The organism is Variovorax sp. E3 (genome assembly GCF_016082275.1).
Lineage (GTDB): Bacteria > Pseudomonadota > Gammaproteobacteria > Burkholderiales > Burkholderiaceae_C > Variovorax.
Map to the genome: position 1 here is coordinate 1 of NZ_MOWM01000047.1, position 12,827 is coordinate 12,827.

At 65.1% G+C, this 12,827-nt stretch carries 8 protein-coding genes and 4 pseudogenes; all 12 read left to right on the top strand.

Features of this window, described 5'->3' with window-relative positions; all coding sequences use genetic code 11:
* Positions 1 to 65 precede the first annotated feature (65 nt).
* The 12 genes and pseudogenes from BMG07_RS17810 (at position 66) to BMG07_RS17865 (ending at position 12,827) form a co-directional block, all read left to right on the top strand.
* The gene (locus BMG07_RS17810) at positions 66 to 827 is read left to right on the top strand and encodes an SDR family NAD(P)-dependent oxidoreductase (RefSeq protein ID WP_198085681.1); all 762 of its coding nucleotides are present in this window, start codon (positions 66 to 68) and stop codon (positions 825 to 827) included.
* A 49-nt stretch (positions 828 to 876) separates the two neighbouring features.
* Positions 877 to 1,857: a tripartite tricarboxylate transporter substrate binding protein gene (locus BMG07_RS17815; protein WP_198085682.1), complete on the top strand. Its 981-nt coding sequence runs from the start codon at positions 877 to 879 to the stop codon at positions 1,855 to 1,857.
* 11 nt (positions 1,858 to 1,868) lie between these two features.
* Positions 1,869 to 2,942, top strand: coding sequence for a beta-propeller fold lactonase family protein (locus tag BMG07_RS17820; protein WP_198085683.1), 1,074 nt, complete (start codon positions 1,869 to 1,871; stop codon positions 2,940 to 2,942).
* Between the two features lie 32 nt (positions 2,943 to 2,974).
* On the top strand, positions 2,975 to 3,970 hold the full coding sequence (locus BMG07_RS17825) for a tripartite tricarboxylate transporter substrate binding protein (RefSeq protein ID WP_198085684.1): 996 nt from the start codon (positions 2,975 to 2,977) through the stop codon (positions 3,968 to 3,970).
* A 126-nt stretch (positions 3,971 to 4,096) separates the two neighbouring features.
* Positions 4,097 to 4,947 (top strand): annotated as a pseudogene (gene asd / locus BMG07_RS17830) (archaetidylserine decarboxylase).
* A gap of 179 nt (positions 4,948 to 5,126) precedes the next feature.
* Positions 5,127 to 5,429 (top strand): annotated as a pseudogene (locus tag BMG07_RS17835) (winged helix-turn-helix transcriptional regulator); the annotation flags it as partial.
* Positions 5,430 to 5,673: 244 nt separating this feature from the next.
* Positions 5,674 to 6,024, top strand: coding sequence for an FKBP-type peptidyl-prolyl cis-trans isomerase (locus BMG07_RS17840; protein ID WP_198085686.1), 351 nt, complete (start codon positions 5,674 to 5,676; stop codon positions 6,022 to 6,024).
* 151 nt (positions 6,025 to 6,175) lie between these two features.
* Positions 6,176 to 6,748 (top strand): nucleotide exchange factor GrpE, encoded by a 573-nt coding sequence (gene grpE / locus BMG07_RS17845; RefSeq protein WP_198085687.1) that lies wholly within the window; start codon positions 6,176 to 6,178, stop codon positions 6,746 to 6,748.
* Between the two features lie 125 nt (positions 6,749 to 6,873).
* Positions 6,874 to 8,810, top strand: a pseudogene (gene dnaK / locus BMG07_RS17850) (molecular chaperone DnaK).
* A 100-nt stretch (positions 8,811 to 8,910) separates the two neighbouring features.
* Positions 8,911 to 10,050: a molecular chaperone DnaJ gene (dnaJ, locus tag BMG07_RS17855; RefSeq protein WP_198085688.1), complete on the top strand. Its 1,140-nt coding sequence runs from the start codon at positions 8,911 to 8,913 to the stop codon at positions 10,048 to 10,050.
* Between the two features lie 100 nt (positions 10,051 to 10,150).
* Positions 10,151 to 10,354 carry a hypothetical protein gene (locus tag BMG07_RS17860; protein ID WP_198085689.1) on the top strand — a complete coding sequence of 68 codons (204 nt, stop codon included), beginning with the start codon at positions 10,151 to 10,153 and terminating at the stop codon, positions 10,352 to 10,354.
* 552 nt (positions 10,355 to 10,906) lie between these two features.
* Positions 10,907 to 12,827, top strand: a pseudogene (locus BMG07_RS17865) (PrkA family serine protein kinase).

Genomic DNA, 12,827 nt, shown 5'->3' on the forward strand with positions numbered 1-12,827 from the left:
CAACGCGCTGGTGCTGTTCAACCCGGCGCCGGTCACCTGAACAACCCTCACCCGGAGCAAGACCCATGGAAGACCTCAAGGACAAGACCGCGCTCGTCACCGGCGCCAGCACCGGCATCGGCGCGGCGGTGGCCATTGCGTTCGCGGCGCGCGGCATGCGCGTGGCGGTGCACTACAACAGCTCGGCGGCCGCGGCGCATGACGTGGTCGAGACCATTCGCGCGGCCGGCGGCGCGGCGGTGGCCGTCCAGGCCGACGTGCGCGACACGGCCGCCATTCGCGACTGCGTGAAGCAGACCATGGGCGAGTTCGGCCGCATCGACGTGCTGGTGAACAACGCGGGCAGCCTGGTCAAGCGCGTGCCCATCGCCGAGTTCGACGACGCGCTGTTCGACGAGGTGATGCACATCAACGCGCGCTCGGTGCTGGCCTTCTGCCGCGAGGTGGTGCCGCTGATGCGCACGCAAGGCGGCGGCAACATCATCAACGTGACCTCGGTGGCGGCGCGCACGGGCGGCGGCCCTGCCGCGTACCTGTACGCGGGCTCCAAGGGCTTCGTGAGCACGGCGACACACGGGCTCGCCAAGGAGCTGGTGGGCGACCGCATCCGCGTGAACGCGGTGGCGCCGGGCGTGATCCAGACGCCGTTTCAAGACCGCTTCTCGACGCCCGCGATGCTTGAGAACTTCCGCGCCAGCATTCCCATGGGCCGCATCGGCGAGCCCGAGGAATGCGTGGGCGCCTTCCTGTATCTGGCCTCGGAACAGCTCTCGGGCTATGTCACGGGGCAGGTGATCGAGGTGAACGGGGGGCAGTACATGCCTTGACCGCGCCCTTGTTTTTTCAAGACCAATATCTACAACGGAGACAAGACAGATGACGACGAAATTCCTGCGCAAGCTCGCGCTGCTCTCGGGCGCGGCCTGCGCCGCATTCGGCATTGCGGCACCCGCCGCGCAAGCCGCCGGCAACGACTACCCGAACCACACGGTCGAGCTGATCGTGCCCTACCAGCCCGGCGGCGGCACCGACGCGCTGGCCCGCGCCTTTGCCGACGCGAGCCGCAAGCACATGTCCGAGAGCATGGTGATCGTGAACCGCCCCGGCGCGGGCGGCGCCATCGGCTGGAACGAGGTGATCCACTCGCGGCCCGACGGCTACAAGCTCGCGGTGCTCACGGTCGAGCTGCTCACGCTGCCGCACCTGGGCCTGGCCAAGTTCAACTACGACGACTTCCAGCCGATCGCCCAGCTCAACGCCGACCCGGCCGCCATCACGGTGAAGGCCGACTCGCCCTACAACACGATCGAAGAATTCCTGGCCGCGGCCAAGAAGAAGCCGGGCGAGATGGGCGTGGGCAATTCGGGCACGGGCTCGATCTGGCACCTGGCGGCCTCGGCGCTCGAAGACAAGACCGGCACCAAGTTCAACCACATCCCGTTCCAGGGCGCGGGCCCGGCCGTGCTGGCGCTGCTGGGCGGCCACGTCGACGCGGTGGCCGTGAGCCCGGCCGAGGTGTCGACCTACGTGCAGGCCGGCAAGCTCAAGATGCTGATGGTGATGGCCGACAAGCGCCTTGCCGCCTTCGACAAGGTGCCGACCGCCAAGGAGCGCGGCATCGACATCTCGATCGGCACCTGGCGCGGCCTCGGCGCGCCCAGGAATACGCCGCCCGAAGTGATGGCCAAGCTGCGCGACATTGCCGCCAAGACCGCCAAGGAACCGCTGCTGCGCGAAGTGATGGACAAGCAGAACCTGGGCTACGTCTACACCGACGGCGCCGCCTTCAAGGAAACGCTGGCCAAGGACAACGCGTACTTCAAGGCGCTGATCACCAAGCTGGACATCAAGCCCTGAGCGGCGCCGCCATGAAGACGATCCTGTGCCGGGCCCTGGCCTCGGCATTGCTGCTGGGCGCGGCTCACGCCGGCGCCGCCACCTGGGTGTATGTGTCGAACGCGGACAGCCAGGAGATCTCGGTGCTGTCGCTCGACCGCGCGAAGGGCGCGCTGGCGCCGGTGCAAACGCTCAACGTCGGCGGCATGGTGATGCCGATGGTGGTGAGCAAGGACAAGCGGCTGCTGTACGCGGCGCTGCGTTCGCAGCCGTTTCGCGTCGCAACGCTGTCGATCGACGCGGCCACGGGCCAGCTGAGGAAGCTCGGCGAGGCGCCGCTGGCCGACAGCATGGCCAACATCGACCTCGACGCCACCGGGCGCTGGCTGTTCGCGGCGTCCTACCAGGGCGGCAAGATCTCGGTCAACGCCATCGCGAAGGACGGCACGGTCGGCGCGATCCAGCAGCTGGTGCAGACCGGGCCGAACGCGCACGCGATCCATGCCGATGCCGCCAACCGCTTCGTGCTCGCCACCAGCCTGGGCGGCGACAACATCTCGAGCTGGCGCTTCGACGTCGACAAGGGCCTGCTGTCGCCCAACGACCCGCCGCTCACGAAGGCGTCGACGCAATCGGGCCCACGCCACTTCGTGTGGGACGCCAAGCAGCAGCACGTGTACCTGCTCGACGAACTCGACGCGGCGCTGCATGTGTTCGCATGGGACGCGGCGCGCGGCACGCTCAAGCTCGAGCAGAGCACCACGACCTTGCCCGCCGGCTTCACCGGCAAACCCTGGGCGGCCGACCTGCACCTGACGCCGGACGGGCGCTTCCTGTTCGCGTCGGAACGCAACTCGAGCACGCTGTCGACCTTCCGGGTCGACGCGGCCACGGGCCGGCTGCAACCGCTGGAGCACACGCCGACGGAGAAAGAGCCGCGCGGCTTCGCCATCGATTCGACAGGCCGCTTTCTCATTGCGGCGGGCCAGGCGTCGAACGGCATCTCGCTCTACGCGATCGACGGCCAGACCGGTGCGCTGGGCGCGCCGCAGCACCTGGACGTGGGCCGCAACCCGAACTGGGTCGAGATCGTCGACCTGCCCTGAGGGGCACTCATCAACAACAAGGAGACATCGCCATGCAACGCCGCACATTGATCAAGACCGCCATCGCCTCGTCGGTGGCCGCCGTGGGCCTGCCTGCCTTCGCGCAGAGCAGCAACACCTGGCCCACGGGCAAGGCCATCACCTACCTCGTGCCCTTTCCCGCGGGCGGCACGACCGACGTGCTGGGCCGGCTGATCGGGCAGAAGCTCGGGCCGGTGCTGGGCACGAGCGTGATCATCGACAACAAGGGCGGCGCCGGCGGCAGCGTGGGCTCGGAGGTCGGCGCGCGCGCGGCGCCCGACGGCTTCACGCTGGTGGGCGGCACCATCAGCTCGCACGCGATCAACGTGAGCCTGTATCCGAAGATCGGCTACGACCCGATCAAGTCGTTCGCGCCGGTGACGCTGATCGGCACCAACCCCGTGGTGCTGGTGGTGAGCCAGAACAGCCCCTACAAGACGCTCAAGGACATCCTCGAGGCGAGCAAGGCCAAGTCGGGCGGGCTGTCGTCGGCCTCGGCGGGCACGGGCACCTCGCAGCACCTGGCGCTGGAGCTGATGGCCTACAAGTCGGGCGTGAAGTTCACGCACATTCCGTACAAGGGCAGCGGCCCGGCGATCCAGGACGCGATTGGCGGGCAGGTCGACATGATGTTCGACACCACGGTGGTGGCCGGCCCGCACATCCAGAGCGGCAAGCTGCGCGCCATTGCGGTCACGTCGGCCAAGCGGCTGGCCTCGATGCCCGATGTGCCGACGGTGGCCGAGTCGGGACTGCCGGGCCTGAAGGACTTCGAGGTGGTGTCGTGGCAGGCGATCTTCGTGCCGGCCGCCACGCCGGCGCCGGTGGTCGACCGCCTGCACACCGAGATCCGCAAGATCCTGGCCACGCCCGAGATGCAGGACAAGCTCAAGGGCTTCGGCATGGAGCCGGCCGACCTGAGCACCACGCAGATCGCGGCCTTCCAGAAGGCCGAAGTCGAGAAGTGGGCGCAGGTGATCAAGGCGGCGGGCATCAAGGCCGACTAGCCTGAAGTAGCACGAAGGGCCGCGAGCCCGCGCATGGGCCGGCAAAACCGAGGGAAGCTTCCTAGGCCTCCCTCGGGAAGCCCTTTATAGAATGCCCCTCCGATCCGCATTCCAGGCCCCCACCACGTGTCCGACCGCTCCGCTGTACTGCCCCAATACCTGTTCCCCAAGCAGGCCCTGACCAATTTCGCCGGCTGGGTCGCGGGCAAGGAACGCGGGGCCGTCACGACGTGGATCATCCGGCGCTTCGTGGCCAAGTACGGCGTGGACATGGGCGAGGCGCTGGAGTCGGACATCGCGCACTACAAGAGCTTCAACCAGTTCTTCACGCGCGCGCTCAAGCCCGGCATGCGGCCGCTCGCGCCGGCCGACCTGGTGTGTCCGGTGGACGGCGCGATCAGCCAGTTCGGCGCCATCCAGGGCGACCAGATCTTCCAGGCCAAGGGCCACAACTACAGCACCACCGCGCTGGTCGGCGGCGACGCCGCGCTGGCCGCCAAGTTCGCGCACGGCAGCTTCGCCACGCTGTACCTGAGCCCGAAGGACTACCACCGCATCCACATGCCCTGCGACGGGCGGCTGGTGCGCATGATCCACGTGCCGGGCGACCTGTTCTCGGTGAACCCGACCACGGCGCGCGGCGTGCCCGGGCTGTTCGCGCGCAACGAGCGCGTGGTGTGCGTGTTCGAGTCGCCGCACGGGCCCTTCGTGCTGGTGCTGGTGGGCGCCACCATCGTGGGCAGCATGGCCACGGTGTGGCACGGCGTGGTCAACCCGCCGCGCGTGGGCGAACTGCGCGAGTGGAGCTACAACGACCAGCAGATCGACATCCGCAAGGGCGACGAGATGGGCCGTTTCTTGCTGGGCTCGACGGTGGTCATGCTGTTCCCGGCACCCGCGCTGGCCTTCAACCCCGAGTGGTCGCCGACCCGCGCGATCCGGCTGGGCGAAGCATGGCCAATTATTCCAATTTGTGAGCCTTTGTCTCACAACCCGCATGCTGCATGCCTGCACAGCTATAAAACTAGTAGCATCACATTCCTTTGCGCTATAGTCGTCGGCCAACGAAACGGTTCATAACCACACACAAAAGAAAGCGTGCATCGCCCCTGCCCCACAGGTCGATGGCTCGCCCAGCTTCGAGGAGATGAAGTCGATGAGTACCAAGGAAAACGCAGCCGTCAGCCAGCTGCTCGCCCTGCTCGAAGCCCGTTATGCACTGCGCGTGCTCTGGGCCCTGCGCGACGGCCATGCCCAGACCTTCCGGCTCCTGCAGGACAGCGTGGGCGGCATCACTCCCAACACGCTCAACACCCGCATCAAGGAACTGCGCGAGGCCGGCATCGTCGGCCACGGCAGCGACGGCTACAGCCTCACGCTCAGCGGGCAGGACCTGCTCAAGCGGCTGTCCGACCTGCAGGCCTTCGCCGGCAAGTGGCAGCTGGGGCAGGCCAGGAAGGCGGCGGCGCCGGTGGCCGCAGCGCCCGTCGCCGCGCCGGCGACCTCGCCCGCATCGCCCGCAACCCCGGCGGCGACGCCCGCTACAACGGCGCCCGCCCCGGCGGCGGCGCCTGTTCCCACAGCCGCACCGCCGGCCGACGACAGCCACCACGGCTGATCGACGACAAGGCCGGTGCGCCCGGCCTCGGTAAACTCCGCGCCTTCGATCCATTCTTCTCACATCGACGCAAGGAGCGTTTCCCATGCCTACCACCCCCTCCGGCCTGCAATACGAAGACACCGAAGTCGGCACCGGCTCTGAAGCCAAGGCCGGCCAGCACGTGCACGTGCACTACACCGGCTGGCTCTACAACGACGGCGTGCAAGGCGCCAAGTTCGACTCCAGCCGCGACCGCAACGACCCGTTCGCGTTCTCGCTGGGCGCCGGCCAGGTCATCAAGGGCTGGGACGAAGGCGTGGCCGGCATGAAGATCGGCGGCAAGCGCACGCTGATCATCCCCGCATCGCTGGGCTATGGCGCCCGCGGCGCCGGCGGCGTGATCCCCCCGAACGCCACGCTGAAGTTCGACGTCGAGCTGCTCGACGCGCACTGAGCGTTCGGCACACAGGCTCCAAGGCCCGGTTTCGGGCCTTTTTCATGCCTGAGCGGCCCTTTTTGCCGCATTTTTTCGCTTGAAATGGTCCTGGGCAGCCCCACCTGCCCGACTATCGTTTGTTTACCGGTTCCAGCCGGTTCTTTGAAAAATGTCTGACCCGCAACAATCCGCACAGAATTCCCAAATGCTGCAAGGCGAGCCAAGCCCCGAAGAACTGGAGGCCGCGCAAGCCGCCAATGAAGCCGAGGCGCTCGACGCCCTGGCCGTGGCGCAAGGCGAGCTCGCTGCCCTGCAGACCAGGAACGCCGAACTGGCCGACCAGTACCTGCGCGCCCAGGCCGACGTGCAGAACGCCCGCCGCCGCGCCGACGACGAGATCACCAAGGCCCGCAAGTTCGCCGTCGAGGCATTCGCCGAAAGCCTGCTGCCGGTGACCGACAGCCTCGAAGCCGGCCTGGCCATCAAGGACGCCACGCCGGAGCAGATCCGCGAAGGCGCCGAAGCCACGCTGCGCCAGCTCAAGAGCGCGCTCGAGCGCAACAAGGTGATCGAAGTGGCCCCGGCCCCCGGCGCCAAGTTCGACCCGCACCAGCACCAGGCCATCTCGGTGGTGCCCGCCGACCAGGAACCGAACACCGTGGTGAGCGTGCTGCAGAAGGGCTACACCATCAACGAGCGCGTGCTGCGCCCAGCGCTGGTCACGGTCAGCGCGCCGAAGTAAGCCACCCGCGGCACGCATCGGCACACAAGATTCCCACAGGAAATCCACGCTTCATACCTTGAATCGCGACGGGTTATCCACAAGTTCATAACAACATATTTTTCAGGCTTTCAGGAGTAAAGAACATGGCAAAGATCATCGGCATCGACCTCGGCACCACCAACTCGTGCGTGTCGATCATGGAAGGCAACACCACGCGTGTGATCGAGAACTCGGAAGGTGCGCGCACCACGCCGTCGATCGTCGCGTACCAGGAAGACGGTGAAGTGCTGGTCGGTGCCTCGGCCAAGCGCCAGGCCGTCACCAACCCCAAGAACACGCTGTACGCGATCAAGCGCCTGATCGGCCGCAAGTTCGAGGAAAAGGAAGTCCAGAAGGACATCGACCTGATGCCCTACACCATCGCCAAGGCCGACAACGGCGACGCATGGGTGGAAGTGCGCGGCAAGAAGATGGCCCCGCAACAGGTCAGCGCCGACATCCTGCGCAAGATGAAGAAGACCGCCGAAGACTACCTCGCGAAACCGTGACCGAAGCCGTGATCACGGTGCCGGCCTACTTCAACGACGCACAGCGCCAGGCCACCAAGGACGCCGGCCGCATCGCGGGCCTGGACGTCAAGCGCATCATCAACGAACCCACCGCTGCTGCCCTGGCCTTCGGCCTGGACAAGCAGGACAAGGCCGACCGCAAGATCGCCGTGTATGACCTGGGCGGCGGTACCTTCGACGTGTCGATCATCGAGATCGCCGACGTCGACGGCGAGAAGCAGTTCGAAGTGCTGTCGACCAACGGCGACACCTTCCTGGGCGGCGAAGACTTCGACCAGCGCATCATCGACTACATCATTGCCGAGTTCAAGAAGGAACAAGGCGTCGACCTGAGCAAGGACGTGCTGGCCCTGCAGCGCCTGAAGGAAGCCGCTGAAAAGGCCAAGATCGAACTGTCGAACAGCGCGCAGACCGACATCAACCTGCCCTACATCACGGCCGATGCCACCGGTCCGAAGCACCTGAACATCAAGCTCACCCGCGCCAAGCTGGAAAGCCTGGTCGACGAGCTGGTCGAGCGCACCATCGCACCTTGCCGCCTGGCCATCAAGGACGCCGGCATCAGCGTGAACGACATCAACGACGTGATCCTGGTCGGCGGCATGACCCGCATGCCCAAGGTGCAGGAAAAGGTGAAGGCCTTCTTCGGCAAGGAACCGCGCAAGGACGTGAACCCCGACGAAGCCGTGGCCGTGGGCGCCGCCATCCAGGGCCAGGTGCTCTCGGGTGACCGCAAGGACGTGCTGCTGCTCGACGTGACCCCGCTGTCGCTGGGCATCGAGACGATGGGCGGCGTGATGACCAAGATGATCACGAAGAACACCACGATCCCGACGAAGTTCGCGCAGACCTTCTCGACCGCCGAGGACAACCAGCCGGCCGTGACGATCAAGGTGTTCCAGGGCGAACGCGACATCGCGGCGGGCAACAAGGCGCTGGGCGAGTTCAACCTCGAAGGCATTCCGCCGGCAGCGCGCGGCACGCCGCAGATCGAAGTGAGCTTCGACATCGACGCCAACGGCATCCTGCACGTCGGCGCGAAGGACAAGGGCACGGGCAAGGAAAACAAGATCACCATCAAGGCGAACTCGGGCCTGTCGGAAGACGAGATCCAGAAGATGGTGAAGGACGCCGAGCTCAACGCAGAAGACGACAAGAAGAAGCTCGAGATCGTGCAGGCCCGCAACCAGGGCGAAGCCATGGTGCACAGCGTGAAGAAGTCGCTGGGCGAGCACGGCGCGAGCCTGGAAGCCGCCGAGAAGGATGCGATCGAAGCCGCGATCAAGGACGTCGAAGAAGCCCTCAAGGGTGAAGACAAGGCCGCGATCGAGGAAAAGACCAACACGCTGATGACCGCGAGCCAGAAGCTCGGCGAGAAGATGTATGCCGAATCGCAGGCCGCCGCCGGCGCCTCAGCCGCATCGGGCCCCGCCGGCGCGGAAGCCAGCGCGCATGCGCAGGCCGACGACAACGTGGTCGACGCCGAAGTCAAGGAAGTCAAGAAGGGCTGATCCTCAGCACCTTCTGCAAGGCTGGAACACCCGCAGGGGTGCTCCAGCCTTTCTCGCTTCAAAGTTACCGAGTTACTGCTGATCTTCCGATCGACCTGCCATGGCCACCAAACGCGACTATTACGAAACCCTCGGCGTCCCCAAGAACGCGAGCGAGGAAGAAATCAAGAAGGCTTATCGCAAGCTCGCGATGAAGCACCATCCCGACCGCAACCACGGCGACACCAGCAAGGACGCCGAGGCCAAGTTCAAGGAGGTGAAGGAAGCCTACGAAATGCTGTCCGACGGACAGAAGCGCGCGGCCTACGACCAGTACGGCCATGCCGGCGTCGATCCCAACATGCGCGGTGGCCCGGGCGCGGAAGGCTTCGGCGGTTTCGCTGAAGCGTTCGGCGACATCTTCGGCGACGTGTTCGGCGGCGGCGGGCGCGGCCGCACGAGCAGCGGACGCCAGGTGTTCCGCGGCGCCGACCAGATCTTCGCCATGGAGCTCACGCTCGAGGAAGCCGCCGAAGGCAAGACCACGGAGATCCGCATTCCCTCGTGGGACGAGTGCGACACCTGCCACGGCTCGGGCGCGAAGCCCGGCACCAAGCCCATCACCTGCACCACCTGCCACGGCGCGGGCGCGGTGCAGATGCGCCAGGGCTTCTTCAGCGTGCAGCAGACCTGCCCGACCTGCCACGGCAGCGGCAAGATCATTCCCGAGCCCTGCACCGCGTGCCACGGCCACGGCAAGATCAAGCGCAACAAGACGCTCGAGGTGAAGATCCGCGCCGGCATCGACGACGGCCAGCGCATGCGCGTCACCGGCAGCGGCGAGCCCGGCGTCAACGGCGGCCCGCCGGGCGACCTGTACATCGAGATCCGGCTCAAGAAGCACGAGATCTTCGAGCGCGACGGCGACAACCTGCACTGCGTGGTGCCCGTGAGCATGACCACGGCAGCACTGGGCGGCGAGATCAACGTGCCCACGCTCAAGGGCGCGGCGGCCATCGACATTCCCGAAGGCACGCAAAGCGGCAAGCAGTTCCGCCTGCGCGGCAAGGGCATCAAGGGCGTGAACTCGAGCTACCCGGGCGACCTGTACTGCCACGTGCGCGTCGAGACCCCGGTGAAGCTCACGGAGCACCAGCGCAAGGTGCTCAAGGAACTCGACGAGTCCCTCAAGAAGGGCGGCGAGAAGCACAGCCCGACCGACAAGGGCTGGTTCGACAAGGCGAAGGAATTCTTCAGCTGATGACGGGCGCGGCGCGCACACGCCGCCTCCCCTTTCCATTCGCAAGACGGACAAAGGTTGGGTGGTCAGGTCGGGCGAGGTGTCGCGGGACATCGAACCCATGAGCACCAAAGACGTGCAAGGCTTGTTCAACGGCCTGGATCCCGAGGCCGTGCAGCTGCAGTGCGGGTCCGCGAACCGCTTCTTCGTCTGCCATGTAACACCGGGGACTACGCTTGCGGGTGAAAACTTCACCTTCAGCACCGGTCACTTCATGACCGTCCTGCACGCCGGGCTCTTCGAACTGGTGCGCACAAGCCCCTGAGCCCTGTTTCGAGCACCGCAGCGGTGCTTGCCGCACCTTCGCGGATCGCGCCGACCCGCGCCCACGCTTCCATCCCACGTCCACATGCGCCAAGCGCCCATCAAAAAAGTGGCGCGAGGATTGCTTTTATATTTTTTTTTGAATGTGCAATAAACCAAACGGCAGGCCGTGCGTTATTGAAGGGAGACGCCCGTTTTATTGAGCCCCGGGGCTCAATAGGCGATGCTTTCCCGGAGGAAACGCAAAAACGGACGATGGCCATTCGTCATAGGTGTTTTCACCCGGAGAGAATTGCGAAAGCGAGCCTTTGAATTTAGCTGAAATCCGAATACTAGTTCCGTTTTTTCCGAGGAACTTTACTTGCCGTTGTGGTTCTGAATTAACAAATGATTTGCCGGGTTCAATCTTTGCTTTATGCTGATTGTTAGCAGATTGTTGTAAGGGAGTTTTCCGCGGCATGCAGCCAAGGGCAGGCACACCTTCAAATGTTGCACAAGGCCTTTGCTGCACGCCATCGGGCCAAAAGCCCACCGACTTGATGGAGGCGTGACCATGGATGTGATCAGCAACTTTGCCGCCCGCTACGAGCGCACCCGCGAGGAAGTCATCTCGCTGCAGGACTACCTGGACATCTGCAAGCGCGATCCCACGGCGTATGCCACGGCCTCCGAGCGCATGCTCAAGGCCATTGGCGAGCCCGAACTGGTCGATACGCGCAACGACCCCCGCTTTCGCGCATCTTCGCCAACAAGGTCATCAAGATCTATCCGGCGTTCAAGGAGTTCTATGGCATGGAAGACGCCATAGAACAGGTGGTGTCCTATTTCCGCCACGCCGCGCAGGGACTGGAAGAAAAGAAGCAAATCCTTTACCTGCTGGGCCCGGTTGGCGGCGGCAAGAGCTCGATCGCCGAGCGCCTGAAGCAGCTCATGGAGCATGTGCCCTTCTATGCGATCCAGGGCTCGCCAGTGAACGAATCCCCGCTCGGCCTGTTCGACACGACCGAAGACGGCGAGATTCTTGAAAAAGAGTACGGCATCCCCCGCCGCTACCTGAACCGCATTCTCTCGCCCTGGGCCGTCAAGCGGCTCGAGGAGTACGGCGGCGACATCCGCCAGTTCAAGGTCGTCAAGCGCTTCCCGTCGGTGCTGCGGCAGATCGCCGTGGCCAAGACCGAGCCCGGCGACGAGAACAACCAGGACATTTCCTCGCTGGTCGGCAAGGTCGACATCCGCAAGCTGGAGACCTACGCCCAGGACGACCCGGACGCCTACGCCTACTCCGGCGGCCTGTGCCTGGCCAACCAGGGGCTGCTGGAGTTCGTGGAAATGTTCAAGGCGCCCATCAAGGTGCTGCACCCGCTGCTCACGGCCACCCAGGAAAGCAACTTCAAGGGCACCGAGGGCTTCGGCGCATCCCCTTCGACGGCATCGTGCTGGCGCACAGCAACGAGAGCGAGTGGAAGGCCTTCCGCAACAACAAGAACAACGAGGCTTTCCTCGACCGGATCTATATCGTCAAGGTGCCCTACTGCCTGCGCGCCTCCGAAGAAATCAAGATCTACGAGAAGCTGGTGCGCAACTCGTCGCTGGCCAAGGCGCCGTGCGCCCCCGGCACCTTGCGCATGATGGCCCAGCTGTCGGTGCTCACGCGCCTGAAGGAGCCCGAGAACTCGAGCACCTTCAGCAAGATGCAGGTCTACGACGGCGAGAACCTCAAGGACACCGACCCCAAGGCCAAGTCGATCCAGGAGTACCGCGACTACGCGGGCGTCGACGAGGGCATGAGCGGCGTTTCCACGCGCTTCGCCTTCAAGATCATCTCCAAGGTGTTCAACTTCGACAGCTCCGAGGTGGCCGCGAACCCGGTGCACCTGATGTACGTGCTCGAGCAGCAGATCGAACGCGAGCAGTTCGCGCCCGAGGTCGAGCAGAAGTACATCAGCTACATCAAGGAGCTGCTGGCGCCGCGCTACGCCGAGTTCATCGGCAAGGAAATCCAGACCGCCTACCTCGAGAGCTACAGCGAGTACGGCCAGAACATCTTCGATCGCTACGTGACCTACGCCGACTACTGGATCCAGGACCAGGAGTTCCGCGACGTGGACACCGGCGAAGTCTTCGACCGCGCCTCGCTCAACGGCGAGCTCGAAAAGATCGAGCGGCCCGCGGGCATCGGCAATCCGAAGGACTTCCGCAACGAGATCGTCAACTTCGTGCTGCGCGCGCGGGCCGGCAACGCGGGGCGCAACCCGGCGTGGACCAGCTACGAAAAGCTGCGCGCGGTGATCGAGAAGAAGATGTTCTCCAACACCGAAGAGCTGCTGCCCGTCATCAGCTTCAACACGAAGAGCAGTGCCGACGAACAGAAGAAGCACGAGGACTTCGTGACCCGCATGGTCGAGAAGGGCTACACCGCCAAGCAGGTGCGCCTGCTCTGCGAGTGGTACCTGCGCGTGCGCAAGAGTTCATAG

What these genes read in the sequence shown, in the direction of transcription:
- dnaJ (WP_198085688.1), top strand. Translation starts at nt 8,911, where the DNA reads ATGGCCACCAAACGCGACTATTACGAAACCCTCGGCGTCCCCAAGAAC.
- BMG07_RS17860 (WP_198085689.1), top strand. Translation starts at nt 10,151, where the DNA reads ATGAGCACCAAAGACGTGCAAGGCTTGTTCAACGGCCTGGATCCCGAG.
- BMG07_RS17820 (WP_198085683.1), top strand. Translation starts at nt 1,869, where the DNA reads ATGAAGACGATCCTGTGCCGGGCCCTGGCCTCGGCATTGCTGCTGGGC.
- grpE (WP_198085687.1), top strand. Translation starts at nt 6,176, where the DNA reads ATGTCTGACCCGCAACAATCCGCACAGAATTCCCAAATGCTGCAAGGC.
- BMG07_RS17815 (WP_198085682.1), top strand. Translation starts at nt 877, where the DNA reads ATGACGACGAAATTCCTGCGCAAGCTCGCGCTGCTCTCGGGCGCGGCC.
- BMG07_RS17840 (WP_198085686.1), top strand. Translation starts at nt 5,674, where the DNA reads ATGCCTACCACCCCCTCCGGCCTGCAATACGAAGACACCGAAGTCGGC.
- BMG07_RS17810 (WP_198085681.1), top strand. Translation starts at nt 66, where the DNA reads ATGGAAGACCTCAAGGACAAGACCGCGCTCGTCACCGGCGCCAGCACC.
- BMG07_RS17825 (WP_198085684.1), top strand. Translation starts at nt 2,975, where the DNA reads ATGCAACGCCGCACATTGATCAAGACCGCCATCGCCTCGTCGGTGGCC.